The organism is Nocardia niigatensis NBRC 100131, from assembly GCF_000308655.1.
Lineage (GTDB): Bacteria > Actinomycetota > Actinomycetes > Mycobacteriales > Mycobacteriaceae > Nocardia > Nocardia niigatensis.
This window is the reverse complement of sequence record NZ_BAGC01000043.1, coordinates 228,802-247,247: the sequence shown is the minus strand read 5'-3', so window position 1 is coordinate 247,247 and position 18,446 is coordinate 228,802. Positions and strand designations below refer to the sequence as shown.

The 18,446-nt window shown below is 69.1% G+C and carries 17 protein-coding genes; 11 read left to right on the top strand and 6 right to left on the bottom strand.

The window, feature by feature from the left end; translation table 11 throughout:
• Nucleotides 1-15 precede the first annotated feature (15 nt).
• From ON33_RS18510 to ON33_RS18495, 4 genes are read right to left on the bottom strand one after another with little or no spacing between them, the layout of a single operon-like run.
• On the bottom strand, nt 16-465 hold the full coding sequence (locus ON33_RS18510) for a DUF4189 domain-containing protein (protein WP_051152437.1): 450 nt from the start codon (nt 463-465) through the stop codon (nt 16-18).
• A gap of 40 nt (nt 466-505) precedes the next feature.
• A complete protein-coding gene (lipP1, locus tag ON33_RS18505) occupies nt 506-1,489 on the bottom strand; it encodes a LipP1 family hormone-sensitive lipase (protein WP_063711025.1) in 984 nt (327 codons plus the stop codon).
• Between the two features lie 26 nt (nt 1,490-1,515).
• Nucleotides 1,516-2,271 carry an SDR family NAD(P)-dependent oxidoreductase gene (locus tag ON33_RS18500; protein WP_040860181.1) on the bottom strand — a complete coding sequence of 252 codons (756 nt, stop codon included), beginning with the start codon at nt 2,269-2,271 and terminating at the stop codon, nt 1,516-1,518.
• 35 nt (nt 2,272-2,306) lie between these two features.
• Nucleotides 2,307-3,434: an LLM class flavin-dependent oxidoreductase gene (locus tag ON33_RS18495; RefSeq protein ID WP_040860180.1), complete on the bottom strand. Its 1,128-nt coding sequence runs from the start codon at nt 3,432-3,434 to the stop codon at nt 2,307-2,309.
• A gap of 176 nt (nt 3,435-3,610) precedes the next feature.
• Here ON33_RS18495 and ON33_RS18490 point away from each other — a divergent pair, with 176 nt between their 5' ends.
• The 6 genes from ON33_RS18490 (at nt 3,611) to ON33_RS38330 (ending at nt 8,747) form a co-directional block, all read left to right on the top strand.
• Entirely contained in the window at nt 3,611-4,366 is a 756-nt protein-coding gene (locus tag ON33_RS18490; RefSeq protein ID WP_040860179.1) for a glucose 1-dehydrogenase, read from the top strand.
• A 12-nt stretch (nt 4,367-4,378) separates the two neighbouring features.
• Nucleotides 4,379-6,058 carry a 3-oxosteroid 1-dehydrogenase gene (gene kstD, locus ON33_RS18485; protein WP_040860178.1) on the top strand — a complete coding sequence of 560 codons (1,680 nt, stop codon included), beginning with the start codon at nt 4,379-4,381 and terminating at the stop codon, nt 6,056-6,058.
• Between the two features lies 1 nt (nt 6,059).
• Nucleotides 6,060-6,791 (top strand): glucose 1-dehydrogenase, encoded by a 732-nt coding sequence (locus tag ON33_RS18480; protein WP_040860177.1) that lies wholly within the window; start codon nt 6,060-6,062, stop codon nt 6,789-6,791.
• Nucleotides 6,792-6,881: 90 nt separating this feature from the next.
• Entirely contained in the window at nt 6,882-7,697 is an 816-nt protein-coding gene (locus ON33_RS18475) for an SDR family NAD(P)-dependent oxidoreductase (protein ID WP_040860176.1), read from the top strand.
• 169 nt (nt 7,698-7,866) lie between these two features.
• Nucleotides 7,867-8,166, top strand: a complete 300-nt coding sequence (locus ON33_RS18470) for a hypothetical protein (RefSeq protein WP_040860175.1) — start codon at nt 7,867-7,869, stop codon at nt 8,164-8,166.
• Nucleotides 8,163-8,747 (top strand): Dabb family protein, encoded by a 585-nt coding sequence (locus tag ON33_RS38330; protein ID WP_051152436.1) that lies wholly within the window; start codon nt 8,163-8,165, stop codon nt 8,745-8,747. Before ON33_RS18470 ends, ON33_RS38330 begins: the two co-directional genes overlap by 4 nt.
• 16 nt (nt 8,748-8,763) lie before the next feature.
• On the opposite strand, the gene ON33_RS18460 is transcribed toward ON33_RS38330, so the two are convergent.
• Nucleotides 8,764-10,374, bottom strand: a complete 1,611-nt coding sequence (locus ON33_RS18460) for a FadD3 family acyl-CoA ligase (protein WP_051152523.1) — start codon at nt 10,372-10,374, stop codon at nt 8,764-8,766.
• A 380-nt stretch (nt 10,375-10,754) separates the two neighbouring features.
• Between ON33_RS18460 and ON33_RS42795 the strand changes: the two genes are divergently transcribed.
• Nucleotides 10,755-12,914, top strand: coding sequence for a pyruvate, phosphate dikinase (locus ON33_RS42795; RefSeq protein ID WP_051152435.1), 2,160 nt, complete (start codon nt 10,755-10,757; stop codon nt 12,912-12,914).
• Nucleotides 12,904-13,668, top strand: a complete 765-nt coding sequence (locus tag ON33_RS18450; RefSeq protein ID WP_083869072.1) for a tyrosine-protein phosphatase — start codon at nt 12,904-12,906, stop codon at nt 13,666-13,668. The genes ON33_RS42795 and ON33_RS18450 overlap by 11 nt, the downstream gene beginning before the upstream one ends.
• Here the strand turns inward: ON33_RS18450 and ON33_RS18445 are convergent.
• Entirely contained in the window at nt 13,665-14,612 is a 948-nt protein-coding gene (locus ON33_RS18445) for a LysR family transcriptional regulator (protein WP_040860173.1), read from the bottom strand. The genes ON33_RS18450 and ON33_RS18445 overlap by 4 nt on opposite strands.
• A gap of 210 nt (nt 14,613-14,822) precedes the next feature.
• Here ON33_RS18445 and ON33_RS18440 point away from each other — a divergent pair, with 210 nt between their 5' ends.
• The 3 genes from ON33_RS18440 to ON33_RS18430 are packed head-to-tail and all read left to right on the top strand — an operon-like array spanning nt 14,823 to nt 18,206.
• The gene (locus tag ON33_RS18440) at nt 14,823-15,512 is read left to right on the top strand and encodes a succinate dehydrogenase cytochrome b subunit (RefSeq protein ID WP_040860565.1); all 690 of its coding nucleotides are present in this window, start codon (nt 14,823-14,825) and stop codon (nt 15,510-15,512) included.
• A 2-nt stretch (nt 15,513-15,514) separates the two neighbouring features.
• Complete coding sequence (locus ON33_RS18435) at nt 15,515-17,449, top strand: fumarate reductase/succinate dehydrogenase flavoprotein subunit (RefSeq protein WP_040860172.1); 1,935 nt, start codon at nt 15,515-15,517, stop codon at nt 17,447-17,449.
• 13 nt (nt 17,450-17,462) lie between these two features.
• Nucleotides 17,463-18,206 (top strand): succinate dehydrogenase/fumarate reductase iron-sulfur subunit, encoded by a 744-nt coding sequence (locus ON33_RS18430; RefSeq protein ID WP_040860171.1) that lies wholly within the window; start codon nt 17,463-17,465, stop codon nt 18,204-18,206.
• Nucleotides 18,207-18,446: the final 240 nt, after the last annotated feature.

Sequence of the window (18,446 nt, the reverse complement as noted above, 5' to 3'; positions counted from 1 at the left end):
CCTCGAAATCCGTTGCTACTGCGCGCTTTCGGTGCAGACGCTGGTGACGACGTGGGCGGCGCGGGGCTGCGCGCTGCCCAGGTCGGGGAACGGGGGAGCGCTCTGGCCGAGCCCGTTCACGGCGCTCTGTTCGGCCTCGTCGAGGCTCGCTCCCTGGGCCCAGCCCCAGGCGCCGTCCGCGCCCTGGGCGATCGCGGCGCAGCCGCCGGTGAAGCGGAGCACGATCTCGCAGTCGTAGCTGGCGCAGTCGCGGATGGCGGCGGCGTCGGCGGTGACCTTGTTGGCGCCGAGATCGGCGACCGCGGTGTTCTTCAGCCGCGACAGGGCGAGCGTGCCGAAGGATTGGGGTGCGGCGGCGGCGGATCCTGCCAGGGCCGCTGTGAGGGTCATGGCCGCGGTGAGAGCGGCTGTCCCCGTGACGAATCGGGCGGTGTTCGTCGAGGCGTGGAGGCGTGCGACCGGCAAGCGAATTCCTGACGTTTCAAATATGTGAACGCAGGTGATGCTAACCGGTCGGGCCCGGCCTCGGGAACGTTCGGACCACGGGTGTTCTGGCCAGCGCCCGGCGCAGCGCGGTGAACGCGGTCGTATTGGCGCGCTGGGTTTCTCTAAGGTGGAAGGCCATCGACATGAACCCGTGTACGGTGCCGTTCCAGCGGTGGATTTCGGTCTCGACGCCGGCTTCGCGCAACCGCTGTCCGTACGCCTCGCCCTCGTCGCGCAGCGGGTCGAACTCGGCCGTGGCGATGTGCGCGGGCGGGAGCCCGGTCAGGTCGGCGATGGTGGGGTTGGCGTAGGGGTCGTTCTTGTCGGTGTCCGAGAACAGGTACTGCGACCAGTACCACCGGATGTGCGCCGCGGTGGTGAAGTAGCCCTCGGCATTGTCGGTGTGCGACGGGCGATCGCAGGCCGGGTCCAGCATCGGGTACATGAGCAGTTGGAAGGCGACATCGGGTCCGCCGTTGTCGCGGGCGGTGAGGGCGGCGACGGTGGCGAGGTTGCCGCCCGCGCTGTCTCCCGCGACCGCGACGCGATCGGGATCCCCGCCCAGGGATTCGGCATGGTCGGCGACCCAGCGCAGCACGGCGTAGGCATCGTCGGCCGCCGCGGGGAAGCGGGCGTCGGGGGCGCGGCGGTAGTCGACCGAGACCACGATGACCCCGGCCTCATTGGCCATGGTGCGGCAGAAGCGATCGTGAGAGTCCAGGCCGCACAGCACGAATCCGCCGCCGTGGTAGAAGACCACCACGGCCGGAACGGGTTCGGCGTCCAGCGGCCGGTAGAGGCGCACCGGGATCTCCGGCGCGTTCACGGGCCCCGGCACCAGCCATTCCTCCACTCCCGCAACGGGAATCGGTTCGACGGGGGCGGCGGGGCGGGTGGCCAGGAAGGCCCGCGCTTCGGCGGCGTCGAACACCTCGGTGCCCAGCGCCGGGAACACCGCGGTGGCGGCGTCGACGAAGGTCTGCCATTCGGGGGAGAGGGTCATTGCGGGCCTTCCTGGATCGCGCTGTCTTACTGCATGTTCCGCGGGATGAACTTGCCCGCGGCGAGACCGCCGTCGACGGTCACCTCGGCGCCGGTGATGTAGGCGGAGGCGTCGGAGGCCAGGAACGCGACCAGTTCGGCCACCTCCTCGGGCAGGCCGGTGCGTTCCAGCGGCAGGGTCGGGAAGCTGCCCGGGCCGGTGGTCAGGTAGGGCACCATCGGAGTGGCGATCGGGCCGGGATGCACCGAGTTGACCCGGATCTGGGCCGGGCCCAGCTCCAGGGCGGCGATCTTGGACAGGCCGCGCAGGCCCCACTTGGAGGAGCCGTAGGCGCTGTGGTTCATCAGGCCCTCGAGCCCGGCCTGCGAGGAGATGTTCACGATGGAGCCGCCGCCGGCCGCGGTCATGGTGGGCAGCACGGCCTTGATGCCGTGGAAGGCGCCGATCAGGTTGACCTTCAGGATGCGTTCCAGCTCTTCGGCGGTGGTCTCGGTGAGCGGCTTCATGATGTAGATGGCCGCGTTGTTGACCAGCACGTCGAGCTTGCCGAAGGTGTCGACGGCGACCTTGACCGCGGCGTCCCAGCTGTCGGCGTCGGTGACGTCGTGGCGCGCGAAACGCGCGGCGTCGCCGAGGGATTCGGCGAGTTCCTTGCCCTCGGTCTCGAGCACGTCGGTGATGACCACCTTCGCGCCGCGCTCGACGAACAGTCGCGCCTCGGCGGCGCCCTGGCCGCGCGCGGCGCCGGTGATCAGGGCGACTTTGCCTGTCAGATCAGCCATTTCGACTTCTTTCTCTGTCATCTACTTGTGTTCGGCTACTTGTCACGGAAGTGGGGGATGACCTTCTCGCCCCACTGGCCGATGGTTTCCAGGCACGCTTCCTGGGGGACGGTGCCCATCTGGATCAGGCACAGGATCTCGTCGGCCCCGGCCTGCTGGAGGCGCTCGACGTAGGCGATGGCGTCGTCGGCGGTGCCGTAGGCGTGCTCGGTGTTGAAGATGGCGGTGGATCCGGTCTTCACCGGGATCCTGGCCTCGTGCAGATAGGCGACGTGCTCGTCGGCGACCTGCCGCATCTTGGCGATCTCGTCGACGCCCGGGTCGACGGCCTCGTCGGGGACCGGGCCCGCGCCGTAGTAGTACTTGATGGACTGGGCGAAGAACCGCTGGCCGCGCGCGCCGATCTGCTGCGCCTTCTCCCGGTCGTCGAGGACGATGGTCGGGCACAGTGCCGCGAAGTGATCGTTGACGACGGTGGAGACGAACCGCTCGCCGGTGCGGTCCGCGATGGCCCGGTCGTAGATGCCGCGCAGTTCGGCGATCTCCTCGATGCCCGCGAAACCCAGGACCAGCGCGCCGATTCCGTAGTCGGCGGCCAGCTTCAGCGTGTCCTTCCTGGTGCACGCCATGAAAAGCGGCGGATGCGGCCGCTGCACCGGGCGTGGCAGCAGATGGTGGGGGTCGATGTCGAGAAGCTCACCGTGGTACTCGAATTCGCCCTCGGGGTCCTGCCAGGCGGCCGCGATCACGCGCAGCGATTCCTCGACCTCCTGGTAGGTGCGGTCGGGATCGACTCCGCACATGGAGGTTTCGACGGTGGTCGCGCCGCGGCCCGCGCCCAGGTTCAGGCGGCCACCGGAGAGCACGTCGAGCATGGCGGCGCGTTCGGCCGTGCGAACCGGATGATTGAATCCGAACGGCATGCAGACGACGCCGTGCCCGATGCGGACCCGCGAGGTCTGCGCGGCCACCCAGGTCAGGAAGATCTCCGGCGCGCTCATGTGGGCGTACCACTTGAGCCCGTGATGCTCGACCGCCCACACCGCGTCGAAGCCGACCCGGTCGGCCAGCACGGCCTGTTCGACACAGTCGCGCAGCACCTGGGCCTCGTGCGCGGCGGTGGGATCGGTCATCTGCGCCTCGAAGATCATCGAGAACTTCATCCGGAGCTCCTTGCCGCGATGCCTTCCCACCCGTCCGGGCGCTTATGCCTAACCGGAATACAACTGCACCCATAGCCTCAGGTCATGGGTCTGTCTCAGTGGCCGGGACCACATCGTGCCGGGGTTCCGCATCCGGACTTAGCGTCGGTTGACGAGCAGAGGAAGGGACGGATTCGGTGGGACAGCTGGACGGCAGGGTAGCGCTGGTGACCGGGGGCGCCCGGGGCATGGGAGCGGAGCATGTGCGCCGCTTCGTGGCCGAGGGCGCGCGGGTCGTGTTCGGTGACGTGCTGGACGACGAGGGCAAGGCCCTGGCCGCCGAGCTGGGCGACGCCGTCCACTATGTGCACCACGACATCACCAGCGAAAGCGACTGGCAGGCAGTCGTTTCCGAGGCCACCACCACGTTCGGCAAGCTGGATGTGCTGATCAACAATGCCGGCATCCTGCGGTTCCAGCGCATCGTGGACATGAGCCTCGACGAGTTCAACCTGATCATGAACATCAACGTCACGGGCGCTTTCCTCGGCATCAAGACGGCCGCGCCCGTGCTCACCAGCGCCGGCGGCGGGTCCATCGTGAACGTCTCCTCGGTCGAGGGCTTTGTCGGTGCGGCCGGTCTCTCCGCCTACAGCGCGAGCAAATTCGCGCTGCGCGGTCTCACCAAGTCCGCCGCCCGGGAACTGGGGCACTCGGGTATCCGGGTGAACTCGATTCATCCCGGCGGCATCGCCACCCCCATGACCGCGTCCGTGGCGGGCGCGTCCGGGGTGGACGGCAACACCTTCTTCTCCGAATTGCCCATTCCGCGCTGGGGTCAGCCGGTCGAGGTCTCCGAGGTGGCGTTGTTCCTGGCCTCGGATGCCTCGAGCTATTGCACCGGAGGCGAGTTCGTCGTCGACGGCGGCATGCTGACCAGCTGCGGCTACTAAGGAACGAGATTCATGGAATTCGAATTCGACGTCGTCGTGGTGGGTTCGGGTGCGGCGGGCATGACCGCCGCGCTGACCGCCGCCTACCGGGGGCTGTCGGTCACCCTGATCGAGAAGAGCAGCCTGTTCGGCGGGTCCACCGCGCGTTCGGGCGGCGGCATCTGGGTGCCGAACAACCCGGTGCTGCAGGCCGAGGGTGTGCCGGACAGCCCGGAGATGGCCCGCACCTACCTGAAAGCCGTTGTCGGCGACCGGGTTCCGGAAGCCAAGCAGCGCGCCTTCCTGGAGCAGGGCCCGGAGATGTTCCGCTACCTCGGGGCTCGCTCCAAGCACTGGGCGTTCGCCTACGACCGCGGCTACTCCGACTACCACCCGGAGTTCCCGGGCGGTCTGGCGCAGGGCCGCAGCATCGAGCCCAAGCCGATCGACGGACGCCTGCTCGGCGCGGATCTGGACAAGATCAACCGGCCGACCATGTCCGCGCCCAAGGGCATCGCCATCACGGTCAAGGACTTCCACGACCTGAACATGATCGCCCGCACCTGGGCCGGCAAGAAGACCGCCATGAAGGTCGGTGCGCAGACCGCGCTCAATATGATCAAGGGCGCCAAGCCGCTCAGCCTGGGCAAGGCGCTGGCCGCCCGGCTGTGGCTGTCGCTGCGGGACGCGGGCGTGCCGGTGTGGCTGAACACGCCGCTCACCGACCTGGTCATCGAAGGCGGCACGGTGGTCGGCGTCCGCGCCGAGCACGAGGGCCGGCAGGTCACCATCAAGGCCCGGCGCGGCGTGGTGCTGGCCGCGGGCGGCTTCGAGCACAACCTGGAGATGCGCAAGCAGTACATCGACGGGCCGCAGAACACCGGCTGGACCGTGGGCGCGACCGAGAACGTCGGCGAGGGCATCGTGGCGGGCCAGAAGGCCGGTGCCGCAGTGGATCTCATGGACGACGCCTGGTGGGGTCCGTCCGTGCGCAACCCCGACGGCCCGCCGTTCTTCATGCTCGCCGAACGCTCGCAGCCCGGCGCGATCGTGGTCAATGCCAAGGGCGACCGCTTCGTCAACGAGTCCGCGCCGTACGTGAACGTCGTGCACACCATGTACGAGGAGGAGAAGAAGGTGCCGGGCAGCATTCCGGCGCACTTCATCTTCGACCAGAAATTCCGCGACCGGTACCTGTTCCTGGGCAACTTCCCCAAGCGGCCGCTGCCCCAGAAGTACTTCGACGCCGGCATCATCAAGCAGGCCGACACCCTGGCCGAGCTGGCCGACCAGCTGGGCATTCCGGCGAACAAGCTGGCCGCCACCGTGGAGCGCTTCAACGTCTTCGCGCGCAATGGACGCGACGAGGACTTCCAGCGCGGCGACTCGGCCTACGACCGCTACTACGGCGACCCGACCGTCAAGCCCAACCCGACCCTGGCCCCGCTCGAGCGCGGCCCGTTCTACGCGGTCGAGATGGTGCCGGGCGACCTGGGCACCAAGGGCGGCCTGGTCACCGACGAGCACGCCCGCGTGCTGAACGACCAGGGCGAGGTCATCCAGGGCCTGTACGCGGCGGGCAACAACTCCGCCGCCGTCATGGGCAACGACTACGCCGGCGCGGGCGCCACCATCGGACCCGCCATGGTGTTCGGCTACATCGCGGCCAACCACCTGGCCGACGCGGAATCCGCAGCAGCGCAGGAGAACTGACATGGGACGGGTTGATTCGAAGGTCGTCATCGTCACCGGCGGCGCGCGCGGCATGGGGGCGGCCTTCGCCCGCAAGCTCGCGGCGGAGGGCGCGAAGGTCGTGATCGCCGACGTGCTCACCGCGGCCGGGCAGGCTGTCGCCACCGAAATCGGTGACGCCGCAAGGTTTCTCCCGCTCGACGTCACCGACGAGGCGGCCTGGAACGACGTGGTCGCGCAGACCGAGGCGGCCTTCGGGCCGATCTCGGGCCTGGTCAACAATGCCGGCATCGTGCACGTGGACCCGATCGAGCAGCTCTCGGAGGCCGACTACCGCAAGGTGATCGACGTCAACCAGGTCGGCGTGTTCCTGGGCATGAAGGCCGTCATCGGCTCCATGCGCCGGGCCGGGGCCGGTTCCATCGTGAACATCTCCTCGACCGGCGGCCTGATCGGCTACTCGAACATCCTCGGCTACGTGGCCTCCAAGTGGGCCGTGCGCGGCATGAGCAAAACGGCCGCACAGGAATTCGCGGCCGACAATGTCCGCGTCAACTCCGTGCACCCGGGCATCGTCGCCACCGAGATGGTCGCGGCTTCCGAGCGGTCGGCGAATATCGCGGCCAATCAGCCCATCGCGCGCCCGGCCACCCCGGAGGAACTCGCCAACATGGTGCTGTTCCTCATCTCCGACGACTCCTCCTACAGCACCGGCGCGGAATTCATCGCCGACGGCGGCTTCACCACCCAGTAAGGCTCCGGCCACCCAGACTCGTCGGGGTTCTCAGGGGATGCCCCTGAGAAACCCGCGAGAGTAATCGCGAAGCGAGACAAGGAAACACCCATGAAGGACTTCCACGGCAAAGTCGCTGTGATCACCGGTGCGGGAGCGGGCATCGGCCGGGCCCTGGCCCTCGAGCTGGCCCGCAACGGAGCGCAGCTGGCGCTGTCGGGGCGCAATCTCGACAATGTCGCCGAGACTGCGGCGCTGTGCGAGAAGGAGGGCGCCAAGGCCCGCGCCTACCAGCTGGACGTGACCGACCGCGCCGCCGTCTACGCGCACGCCGACGACGTGGTGGCCGATTTCGGCAAGGTCAATATGGTTGTCAATAACGCCGGCGTCTCGCTGACCGCCAATATCGAGGAAGTCTCCTGGGAGGATCTGGAGTGGATCTTCGGCATCAACTACTGGGGCACCCTGCACGGCGTGAAGGCTTTCCTGCCGCACGTGATCGCCTCCGGTGACGGCCATATCGCCAATGTCTCCAGCATGTTCGGCCTGGTGGCCTGCCCCAGCCAGGGCGGCTACAGCTCCTCCAAGTACGCCATGCACGCCATCAGCGACGCATTGCGCCAGGAGATGATCATCGCCGGCTACAACGTGGGCGTCTCCAGCATCCACCCCGGCATGATCAAGACCGAGATCGCCTGGAAGGCACGGGCTGCCGCCACCCGCGACCGCGACGACCTGGCCGCCAACTTCGACCGCCTGGCTCAGACCAGCCCCGAGGACTGCGCCAAGACCATCGTCAACGGCATCCGGAAGAACAAGCCGCTCATCCTGATCGGCAAGGACGCCAAGGCCATGAACCTCATGCGCCGGCTGCTCGGCTCGGGCTACATGAAGCCGCTGACCGCGCAGATGCGCAAGGAGATCTGACCCCACTCTCTGGGCTCCCGTGTCCCGGTGCGTTCCGCACCGGGACACGGACCGAGGAAGAGTGAGTTGGCCGAACACGCCTGCCGCCCGCGCCCCTGACCGCACGATTGCCGAAGCGCCGTCTGCCGCAGCGTGCGAAACTGTGAAACCCGCAACCCCAGTCCGTGTCATGGATCGTGTCGTTCTGCCCGCCGACCGCGCCGAGGGCTGGCTGAGCCGCTGGCGCAGCGAGTATCTGCCCGGCGCCACCGCGCGCGGCCTGCGCTCGCCGCAGGTGCTTTGCGAGCACACCGGCGCGGATTCGGTTGCCGTGCAGATCATCTGGGAACTGCCCGGCATCTACGAGTTCTACGGGATGCGGGGCGCGGACGCCGCCGATCCCGCCGTCTCGGCGTTCTGGTCGGACACCGACGCGATCGCGCTGACGCGGGAGCGCCACGTGCTGGCGGTACAGGAGGAACTCCCATGAGCCGCTGGGTGATTCTCACCGCCCCACCCGCCGGGGACGACGCCGGTGACCGGCTCGCCGCCCAGGCCGCGGCGGCGACCGCGACGCCCGGCGTCACGCACTGCTCGGCCGGCGTCGACCTGCCCGGCAGCACCGGCGGACTCGGCGCGGTCTGGGATCTGGTCGCCGATTCGGCCCCCGCGACGGTCCTGCCGGGACTGCCCGCCTACGCCGACGTGGTGCCGCTGGCCCCGGTCAACACCCGGTCGGCCCGGCTGGATTCGGCACGCCGCATCAAACGCACCCTGCTGGTGACGTTGCGGCACGGCACGGCCCCGGACACGGTGGCGCGTTTTGAAGCCGACCTGATGGCCATGCCCTCGCACATTCCGGCCATCCGGTCCTGGTCGCTGAGCCGGGTGCCCGGCCATAACCGCTGGACGCACGTCTGGGAGCAGGAGTTCGCCGATCCCGACGGTCTCAACGGCGGCTATCTACTGCACCCCTACCACTGGACGCACGTGGATCGCTGGTTCGACGTCGCGGAGCCGGCGATCGCGCACCTGTATCGCTGGGCCGACGGCCCGGTGCTCGGGAACTGAGCGCGCGCCGAACCGATCAGAGCGGGTCGCGCAGCTGCTGTTTGAGCACCTTGCCGCCCGCGTTGCGCGGGAGGTCGTCGGCGAAGACGATCTCCCGCGGCACCTTGTAGCCCGCCAGCCGCGACCGCGACCACTCGATGAGTCCGGCCGGATCGGCCGCCGCCCCGGCGGCGGGCACCACGACAGCGCGGCCGACCTCGCCGAGTCGCTCGTCCGGGACGCCGATCACCGCGACCTCGCGAATATCCGGGTGCTGCAACAGCACTCCCTCGATCTCGGCGGGGTAGGCGTTGAAGCCGCCGACGATGAACATGTCCTTGAGCCGGTCGGTGATGCGCAGGTAGCCGTCCGCGTCGAGGGTGCCGACATCGCCGGTGTGCAGGAACCCGTCCGCGTCGATGGCGGCGGTGGTGGCCTCGGGATCGTCGAGGTAGCCGAGCATGACGTTCGGGCCCTTGACGGTGACCTCCCCGGGTTCGCCCGGTCCCACCGATTTGCCGTCGCGGTCGAGGATCCGGATCTCACTGCCGGACAAGGGCTTTCCGACCGTGCCCGCGACCAGTTCGGTGGGGGCGTCGGGCGGGCAGATGGAGACGACGCCGATGGATTCGGTGAGGCCGTACGCGGTGAACACGAAGGGGACGCGCAGATCGTCGCGAATGCGCCGCACCAGTTCGGTGGGGACGGTCGCCCCGCCCGTGCCGGCCAGCCGCAGCGAGCCGAGCATGTAATTGTCGTGATCGGCAGCCAGCAGATCGGTGAAAAGCGTTGGCGGCCCGGCCAGCACGGTGATCCGCTCGCTCTCGATGAGGTGCAGCGCCCGGGCGGTGTCGAAGCGCTCCATCGGGATCATGGTGGCGGTGCGCAGCAGGCAGGCCAGGATGCCGGCCTTGTACCCGAAAGTGTGCGAGAACGGATTGACCAGCAGATACCGATCGCGTGGGCGCAGCGTCACCGCGTCGGCCCACTGCGCGAACACCTCGAGGGTCTGCCGGTGCGTGGCGAGCACGCCCTTGGGCGCGCCGGTAGTGCCGGAGGTGAACAGGATGTCGGACACCGATTCCGGATCCACCTGCGCGGCGCGCTCGACCGCGGACTGCGGCTCGATCACGGTGCCGGGGGCCAGGAATCCCTCCCACGAGCTGATGTCCCAGCCGGGCGCGTTCTCCCCGCGGGCGTCGTCGAGCAGGATGAGATGTTCCAGATCCGGTAGGGGACGGCCGGATTCGGCCAGCATGGCCGGATAATCCGCACCCAGGAACTCCTGGACCGTGCACACCGCCTTGGCGTGGCTGCGGGACAGGACTTCCGCGGTCTCCGCGCCGCGTAGCCGGGTGCTGATCGGCACCAGAGTCGTACCCGCGCCGAGCATTCCGAGGGCGGTCACGATCCAGCGCACGCTGTTGGGGGCCCACATGCCCACCCGGTCACCGGGTTCGAGGCCGGACGCCATGGCGGCCCGGGTCACCGCGGCGACCTCCTCGGCGAGCTCACCGAACGTCATCCGCCCGGCCGGTCCGGCAATGGCCACTGCGTCGGGATACCGTCGCGCGCGATCCGCCACCAGCGCCGGAATGGTCGTCACGGGCTCGACCGCGGAGCTGACCACCGAGTGCCGCCGATCCATCCGCCCATCCTGCCCCAACCCCCGCGCCCGCCAGCCCATTTTCGAAGTGCCATCCCGCTGACCGGGCGTGCCGTGTCTGATTGCCCTCCGCTTCGCTCCGGGCAGGTTCGCGGCGCTGAAGCTCTCGTTCTTCCCTCCTCGCGCTCCTCCGCTCCACTCGGTCCAGAACGAGCCGCGCCGCGAACCTTTGGACGCTTCCGCTGGACAAGGGTGCCCGGGACGGGTGTTCCGGTGATCGGGATGGGACTTGGGTGTGCGGGGGGTCACCCGGCACGCTCGTTGTAGTGGTCCCGTGGGGGGACGGGATATTGCCCGGCAGGCCGCTCGAGCAGCGGCGGAGCGCTGGAGTGCGAATGAATCCAGGACCTCGAAGGAGTGACATGACGGCCGGAACGGAGCTTGCGCAGCGATTGGATCTTGCGGCGGGCGCGACCGTTGTCGAACTCGACGGCGCGTGCGGACTGTCGCGGGAGAAGATCGGCGGCAAGGCGTGGAGCATCGACCACATGCGGGCCCTCGGCCTGCCGGTGCCGCCCGCCTTCGTGATCACGACCGATGGCTGGGCCGACTACACCCGCCGCGGTGCGATCGCCGACGAGATCTGGGCGCAGGTGCTCGACGGCATCGCCATGATCGAGCGCGGCACCGGCCGTCGCTTCGGATCGGCGCAGCGCCCGCTGCTGGTGTCGGTGCGTTCGGGCGCGGCCATCTCCATGCCCGGCATGATGGACACCGTCCTGAACCTCGGCATGACCGACGCGGTGCAGCAGGCGCTGGCCGCCGAGACCCGCAACCCGGAGTACGCGCAGGACACCCGTCAGCGCTTCGTGCACCAGTACCGCGAGACCGTGCTCGGTGACGCGGACGGCGTGGTCCCGGCCGACCCGTGGGACCAGCTGCGCGGCGCCATCGAGGCCGTGTTCCGGTCCTGGGATTCCGCGCGCGCCAAGACCTATCGCGCCAACCGCGGCGTGCTCGACACCCTGGGCACCGCGGTCACCGTGCAGGCCATGGTGTTCGGCAATCTCGACGAACTGTCTGGCACCGGTGTGCTTTTCAGCCGTAACCCCAATACCGGCGACGGCCCCGTGTACGGCGAGTGGCTGGTCGGCGGGCAGGGCGAGGACGTGGTGTCCGGCCGCCTGACCCCGCGCCCGCTCGACGAGCTGGCCGCCACCCAGCCCGCGGTGCACGAGACCCTGATCGCCGCCGCTCAGTTGCTCGAGCGCGACGGCCGTGATCTGCAGGACATCGAGTTCACCGTCGAGTCCGGCGCCCTGTGGCTGCTGCAGTCGCGTCCGGCCAAGCGTTCGGCGCGGGCCGCGGTGCGCGCCGCGGTCGCCATGGTCGAGGAGGGGCTGATCAGCGCCGACGAGGGCCTGGACCGGGTGACCCCCGATCAGGTGCGCGAGGTGCTGCGCCCGGCCTCCGGTGACACCGGCGGTCAGGAGCCGCTCGCCCGCGGCGAATCCGCCTGTCCCGGACTGGCTTCCGGTGTCGTGGTGACCGATCCCGACGAGGCCGAGGCGCGTGCCGAGGCCGGCGAGGACGTCATCCTGGTGCGCCCCACCACCAGCCCCGACGATTTGCACGGCATGATCGCCGCGCGCGCCATCGTCACCGAACTGGGCGGCACCACCTCGCATGCCGCGCTGGTCAGCCGGGAACTGGGCCGTCCGTGCGTGGTCGGCTGCGGTCCGGGCGTGGTCGCCGCGCTGACCGGCAAGTCGGTCACCGTCGACGGTGGCGCCGGTCTGGTGCTGCCGGGCGAGGTCGTCGCCAAGCCGGTCGAGCAGGCCGTCCTCGACGATGTCCGTCAGCTCGCCCAGTGGGCGGGCGTGGACGGCGAGCAGCTGGCCGAGCGGCTCGAAACCCGTGCTGCCACATCCGAGAACGCCGAGCAGGAAGAGGATTCCGTGAACGCTCCCGTCACCGAGCTGGCCGTGCTGCGGCTCGTCGGCATCAAGGGCCGGGTGAATGCCGACAATCTGGCCGCCAGCCTGTTCGCCGACGTTGCCGAGATCGCCTCCTGCTGTGCGGATTTGGTGACCGCGGGCTACTGCGTCACCACCCCGGCCGGTTTCCGCATCACTCCCGAGGGCCGTCCGCGCCTGGAGCAGCTGCTGGCCGAGGAGCGCGAGACCGTCGACGCTGCCGCCATTACCGCCGCCTACGACGAGTTCTGCGTCTTCAACGCCGACCTCAAGGTCATCATCACCGACTGGCAGATGAAGGACCCGGCCACCGTCAACGACCACGCCGACGCCGAATACGACGCCTCGGTGCTGGGCCGGCTCAGCGACACCCACCAGCGACTGCGCTCGCTCATCGGCCGCCTGGGCGAGCTGGCTCCGCGCCTGGACCGCTACCTGGACCGTCTCGACCGCGCTGTCGAGCGCATCGGCGAGGGCGACCACACCTATGTGGCCCGGCCCATCATGGACAGCTATCACACCGTCTGGTTCGAGCTGCACGAAGACCTGATCGGCCTGTGCGGACTGACCCGCGCGGAAGAGGCGGCGGCCGGCCGTGCCCACTGATTCCGTGCCCGCCCGCTGGATCGACTTCGCCCAGATCGACAATGTGCGCGACCTGGGCGGGCTCCCGGTGGCCGGCGGTGGCACCACCCGTTTCGGCATCGTCCTGCGCTCGTCCACGCTGCAGCAGGCCACCCGCGACGACCTGTCGCTGCTGACCGAGCAGCTGGGCCTGCGCACGGTGATCGACCTGCGCCTGCCCGACGAGGTGGAGCGGGAGGGCTATGGCCTGATCGGCGACGCTCCCGGCGTGCGGATCGCCGGCCTGCCGATCCGCAAGTCGCCCCGATCCTCGCTGGCCGCAAGGGATCTGGTTCCCGACAAGACCCGCGTGGACCTGACCGAGCTCTACGGTCAGCTGCTCGGTGGCAGCGGTGAGCACATCGTGGCGGCGGTGCGCCTCATCATCGATCCGGAACGACAGTCGCTGCTGTTCCATTGCGCCGCGGGCAAAGACCGCACCGGCGTGCTGGCCGCGATCTTGCTCGACGCGGTCGGGGTGCCCGCGGAGGCGATCGCCCACGATTACGCCCTCACCAACGAGCGCATCCAGCAGGTCCGCGACCGGCTCGACGCCCTGCCGTCCTACGAGGGCCTGCCGCAGACCAACACCGGCATTCTCGCCGTCTCCCCGGAGGTCATGCTCGGCTTCCTGGGGAACCTGCACGCCGACCACGGCGGGGCCGCGACATGGCTGCTCGCCCAGGGTCTTTCGGACTCCGAGCTGCAGCGACTGCGGGACACCCTGGTCGGCTAGCCCGGCACCAGCGACTCGACGCCGGCCGGCAGGCTGTCATCGGTCGCCGCCTCGCGGAGGAAACCCTCCAGCGTGGCGCGGAACGCCCCGGCGGCATGCGTCGGGGCGACATCCTTGCGATGAGCGAGCGCGACGGTACGGTGCAGACCGTGCGCCGCGCCGTCGCCCGAGAGCGGAATCCCTTGCAGCCCAGGCCGTCCGGCCAGCACCGTGCTCGGGACCACCGCCACCCCGAGGCCGACCTCCACGAACCGCAGGACGGCGTCCATCTCGCCGCCCTCGACGGCGAACCGCGGTTCGAACCCGGCCTGCCGGCACGCGCCGATCGTCGCCTCGCGCAGGTCATAGCCCTGCCGGAACATCACCAGCGGCCGGTCCCGCAGATCGGTGACGCGCAGCCGCGGGCGATTCGGCAGCGCCGTGTCGCCGATCCGGGCGGCGACCACCAGGTCCTCGCGGAGGATCGGAGTGGTGGCCAGCGGGGTGTCCTCGGCCAGCGGCAGGATCACCACGGCCAGATCCAGTTCGCCCCTGGTCAATTGGCGCACCAGGTCGCGCGAGCCGCTCTCCTCCACCAGCAGCCGGATCCCCGGGTACGCGTCGTGGTAGCGGCGCAGGGCGTCGGCCAGCAGTCCGGAACACAGCGAGGGCGTCGCCCCGAGCCGGACCCGGCCGCGGCGCAGTCCCGCCAGCTCCTGCACCTCGAGCCGTGCGGTGTCCACATCGGCGAGAATCCGATTGGCCAGCGGGAGCAGTGCCTCACCGGCCGCGGTCAGGGTGATATTGCCGCGCGCCCGGCTGAACAGCTCCGCGCCGAGTTCGGTCTCCAGCACCCGGATCTGCTTGGACAGTGAGGGCTGGGCGACGCCGAGCGCGTCGGCGGCCCGGGTGAAGTGCTTTGCCTGCGCCACGGCCAGAAAGTACGACAACTGCTGCAACTGCACAGTCGATAGCCTAGGACTATGAACCGCGGTAATTCGATTCCGAGGCGATAGTCACATCGAGCGCGTCGTCATCGTGTGACATCGTTCACGCCCCGAATTCACTACCCGCAGTAGTAATCCCGGTCGCAGCTCGGTCCATAGACCACGGTCATGGACACCAGATCGGCGCGGACTTGGACCGGCCGCGCGGGCCGGACGTACGTTCCGCTCATGGCTGTCGCAATACCTGAGCTCTACCGCACGACGGTGGGTAAGAAGGCCGTGATGGCGGTGACCGGGGGCATCCTCGTGCTGTTCCTCATCGCCCACATGGCCGGGAACCTCAAAGTCTTTCTGGGTGCGTCCGAGTTCGATCACTATGCCGAGTGGCTGCGCACGGTCGGCGCGCCCGCGATTCCGCATCGGGGACTGCTGACGGCCACGGAGGTCGTGCTCGGCGTGGCCGTGATCCTGCACATGTGGTCGGCGATCTCGCTGGCCCGCACCGCGCGCCGGGCCAGACCGGTCGGGTACGCGGCGAAGAAGAAATCGCACGCGAACGGCTATGCCGTGCACACCATGCGGTGGGGCGGCGTCATCATCGCGCTGTATCTCGTCTGGCATCTGCTGGATCTGACCTTCGGTGCGGTGAATCCGCAGGGCGGCAACGCGACTCCCTACGCCAAGGTGGTCGCCGACTTCGCGCCGTCGCACTGGTACGTCACGCTCTTCTGCGTCGTCGCCGTGATCCTGGTGGGCCTGCACCTGCGGCACGGCATTCGCAGTGCCGCACAGACTCTGGGCTTGACCGGTGGGCGCGGCGCACGCGGGTACGACCTGCTCGCGGCCGCCGTCTCGGCCCTGCTGGTCGCCGGCTTCCTGGCCGTCCCGATCGCCGTCACTCTCGGATGGGTGGAATAGCCATGAACGACAATCTTTTCCGCACCGGTGAACCGATCGCCGACACCCGGGCGCCGGCCGGGCCGATCGCCGACCGCTGGACCACCCGCAAGTTCGAGGCCAAGCTGGTCAATCCCGCGAACAAGCGCAAGAAGACGGTCATCGTCATCGGCACCGGGCTGGCCGGCGGCTCGGCCGGGGCCACGCTGGGGGAGCAGGGCTATCGCGTCATCCAGTTCTGCTTCCAGGACTCCCCGCGCCGGGCGCATTCGATCGCGGCGCAAGGCGGGATCAACGCCGCCAAGAACTACCGCAATGACGGTGACAGCGTGCACCGGCTGTTCTACGACACCGTCAAGGGCGGCGACTACCGGTCCCGCGAGTCGAATGTGCACCGACTGGCGGAGATCTCCACACAGATCATCGATCAGTGTGTGGCACAGGGTGTTCCGTTCGCACGGGAGTACGGCGGGCTGCTCGACAACCGCTCGTTCGGCGGCGCGCAGGTCTCGCGCACGTTCTACGCCCGCGGGCAGACGGGACAGCAGTTGCTGTTGGGCGCGTACCAGGCGCTGCTGCGTCAGGTCGAGGCGGGAACCGTGGAACTGCATGCGCGGCACGAGATGCTGGACCTGATCATGGTCGACGGGGTGGCGCGGGGGGTGGTCGTGCGCGACCTGGTCACGGGGGCGATCAAGTCCTACACGGCCGACGCCGTGGTGCTGGCCTCCGGCGGGTACGGCAATGTCTACTTCCTGTCGACCAATGCCATGGGCTCGAATGTCACCGCCTCCTGGCGGGCGCACAAGCACGGCGCGTACTTCGCCAATCCTTGCTTCACCCAGATTCATCCGACCTGCATCCCGGTGTCCGGCGAGCACCAGTCGAAGCTGACGCTGATGTCGGAGTCGCTGCGCAACGACGGTCGCGTGTGGGTGCCGAAAAACGTCGGCGACCACCGCGATCCCGCCGACATTCCCGAGGACGAGCGGGATTACTACCTCGAGCGCATCTACCCGGCGTTCGGCAACCTGGTCCCGCGCGACATCGCCTCCCGCGCGGCCAAGAACGTCTGCGACGAGGGGCGCGGCGTCGGGCCCGGCGGGCTCGGCGTGTACCTCGACTTCGCGGACGCGATCCGGCGACTCGGCGCGGACGCGGTGGAAGCCAAGTACGGCAATCTCTTCACGATGTACGAGCGGATCACGGGCGAGAATCCGTACGAGCGGCCCATGCGCATCTACCCGGCCGTGCACTACACCATGGGCGGGCTGTGGGTGGATTACGACCTGCAGTCCACGATTCCGGGGCTGTTCGTGATCGGCGAGGCCAATTTCTCCGATCATGGCGCCAACCGGCTCGGGGCCTCGGCGCTCATGCAGGGCCTGGCCGACGGGTACTTCGTCCTGCCCGCCACCCTCGGCGACTATCTGGCCCGCGGGCCGGTCGGGGAGGTTCCGGCCGACGCGATCGCCGCGGCCGAGGCCCGGGTCACCGCCGGGATCGACCGGCTCCTGTCGATCAAGGGCGACCGGACCGTCGACTCCTTCCACCGCGAGCTCGGCCACCTCATGTGGGAGTACTGCGGGATGGAACGGACCGAGGCGGGACTGCGCAAGGCGCTGGCCCTGATTCCCGCACTGCGTGCGGAGTTCTGGGCGCGGGTGAACGTGCCCGGCTCCGGCGACGACCTAAACCAGTCGCTGGAGCGGGCGGGCCGGGTGGCCGACTTCCTCGAACTGGCCGAACTCATGGTGATCGACGCCCTGCACCGCACCGAATCCGCCGGCGGCCACTTCCGCGCCGAGTCGCAGACCGAGGACGGTGAAGCCCGGCGCGACGACGAGCACTTCTCCTATGTCGCCGCGTGGGAATGGAACGACGGCGAGCCACCGACGCTGCACCGGGAAACGCTGAGCTACGAGTACGTCCAGCCCAGCACTCGGTCCTACAAGTGAGAGGGAATCGACAGTGAAACTGACACTGCGCATCTGGCGGCAGCCGAGCAGCCGGGAGAAGGGCGCGATGGCCGACTACGGCGTGGAGGTCTCGCCCGACGCGTCGTTCCTGGAAATGCTCGACGTCCTCAACGAGCGGCTCACCGATATCGGCGAGGAGCCGATCGCCTTCGACCACGACTGCCGCGAAGGCATCTGCGGCGCCTGCTCACTGGTCATCGACGGCACCCCGCACGGCCCGGAGCAGGCCACCACCACCTGTCAGCTGCACATGCGGAAGTTCTCCGACGGCGACACCATCACCGTGGAACCGTGGCGGGCCAAGGCTTTTCCGGTCATCAAGGACCTCGTGGTCGACCGCTCGGCCTTCGACGGCATCATCCGGGCGGGCGGCTACATCACCGCTCCCACCGGCGCCGCCCCCGAGGCACACGCCATCCCCGTGCCGAAACCCGACGCCGATCTGGCCTTCCAGGCCGCCGAATGCATCGGCTGCGGCGCCTGCGTCGCCGCCTGCCCCAACGGCTCCGCCATGCTCTTCACCGCCGCCAAGGTCGCCCACCTCGGCCTGTTGCCCCAGGGACAGCCCGAACGTGACTCTCGCGTCCTCGGCATGCTCGAAGCCCACGACGACGCCGGCTTCGGCGGCTGCACCAACACCGGCGAATGCACCCTCGCCTGCCCCAAGGAAATCCCTCAGGACGTCATCGGCCGCCTGAACAGAGACTTCCTCCGCGCCGCCAGGAAGGCGCGCTGAACAGGCTGATCAGCGTCCTGCAAGGATGATCTTGCCTGCTTCGGTGATGAGCAGGGGCAGGAGGCGGCCGGCTACCGCTCCTACTGCCGCCTCGTCGGCGTCCGAGCGAGGATGCCAGGGGTGCCCGGATCGTGGAGCCGTCCAGGTCCCAGCGGTCGTGGACAAACCCGTCGACCAGGTACACGGGGACGCCACCGGAGGCGATTCCGGCGATGCGGCGTGCATCAGCGGGTGGATGAC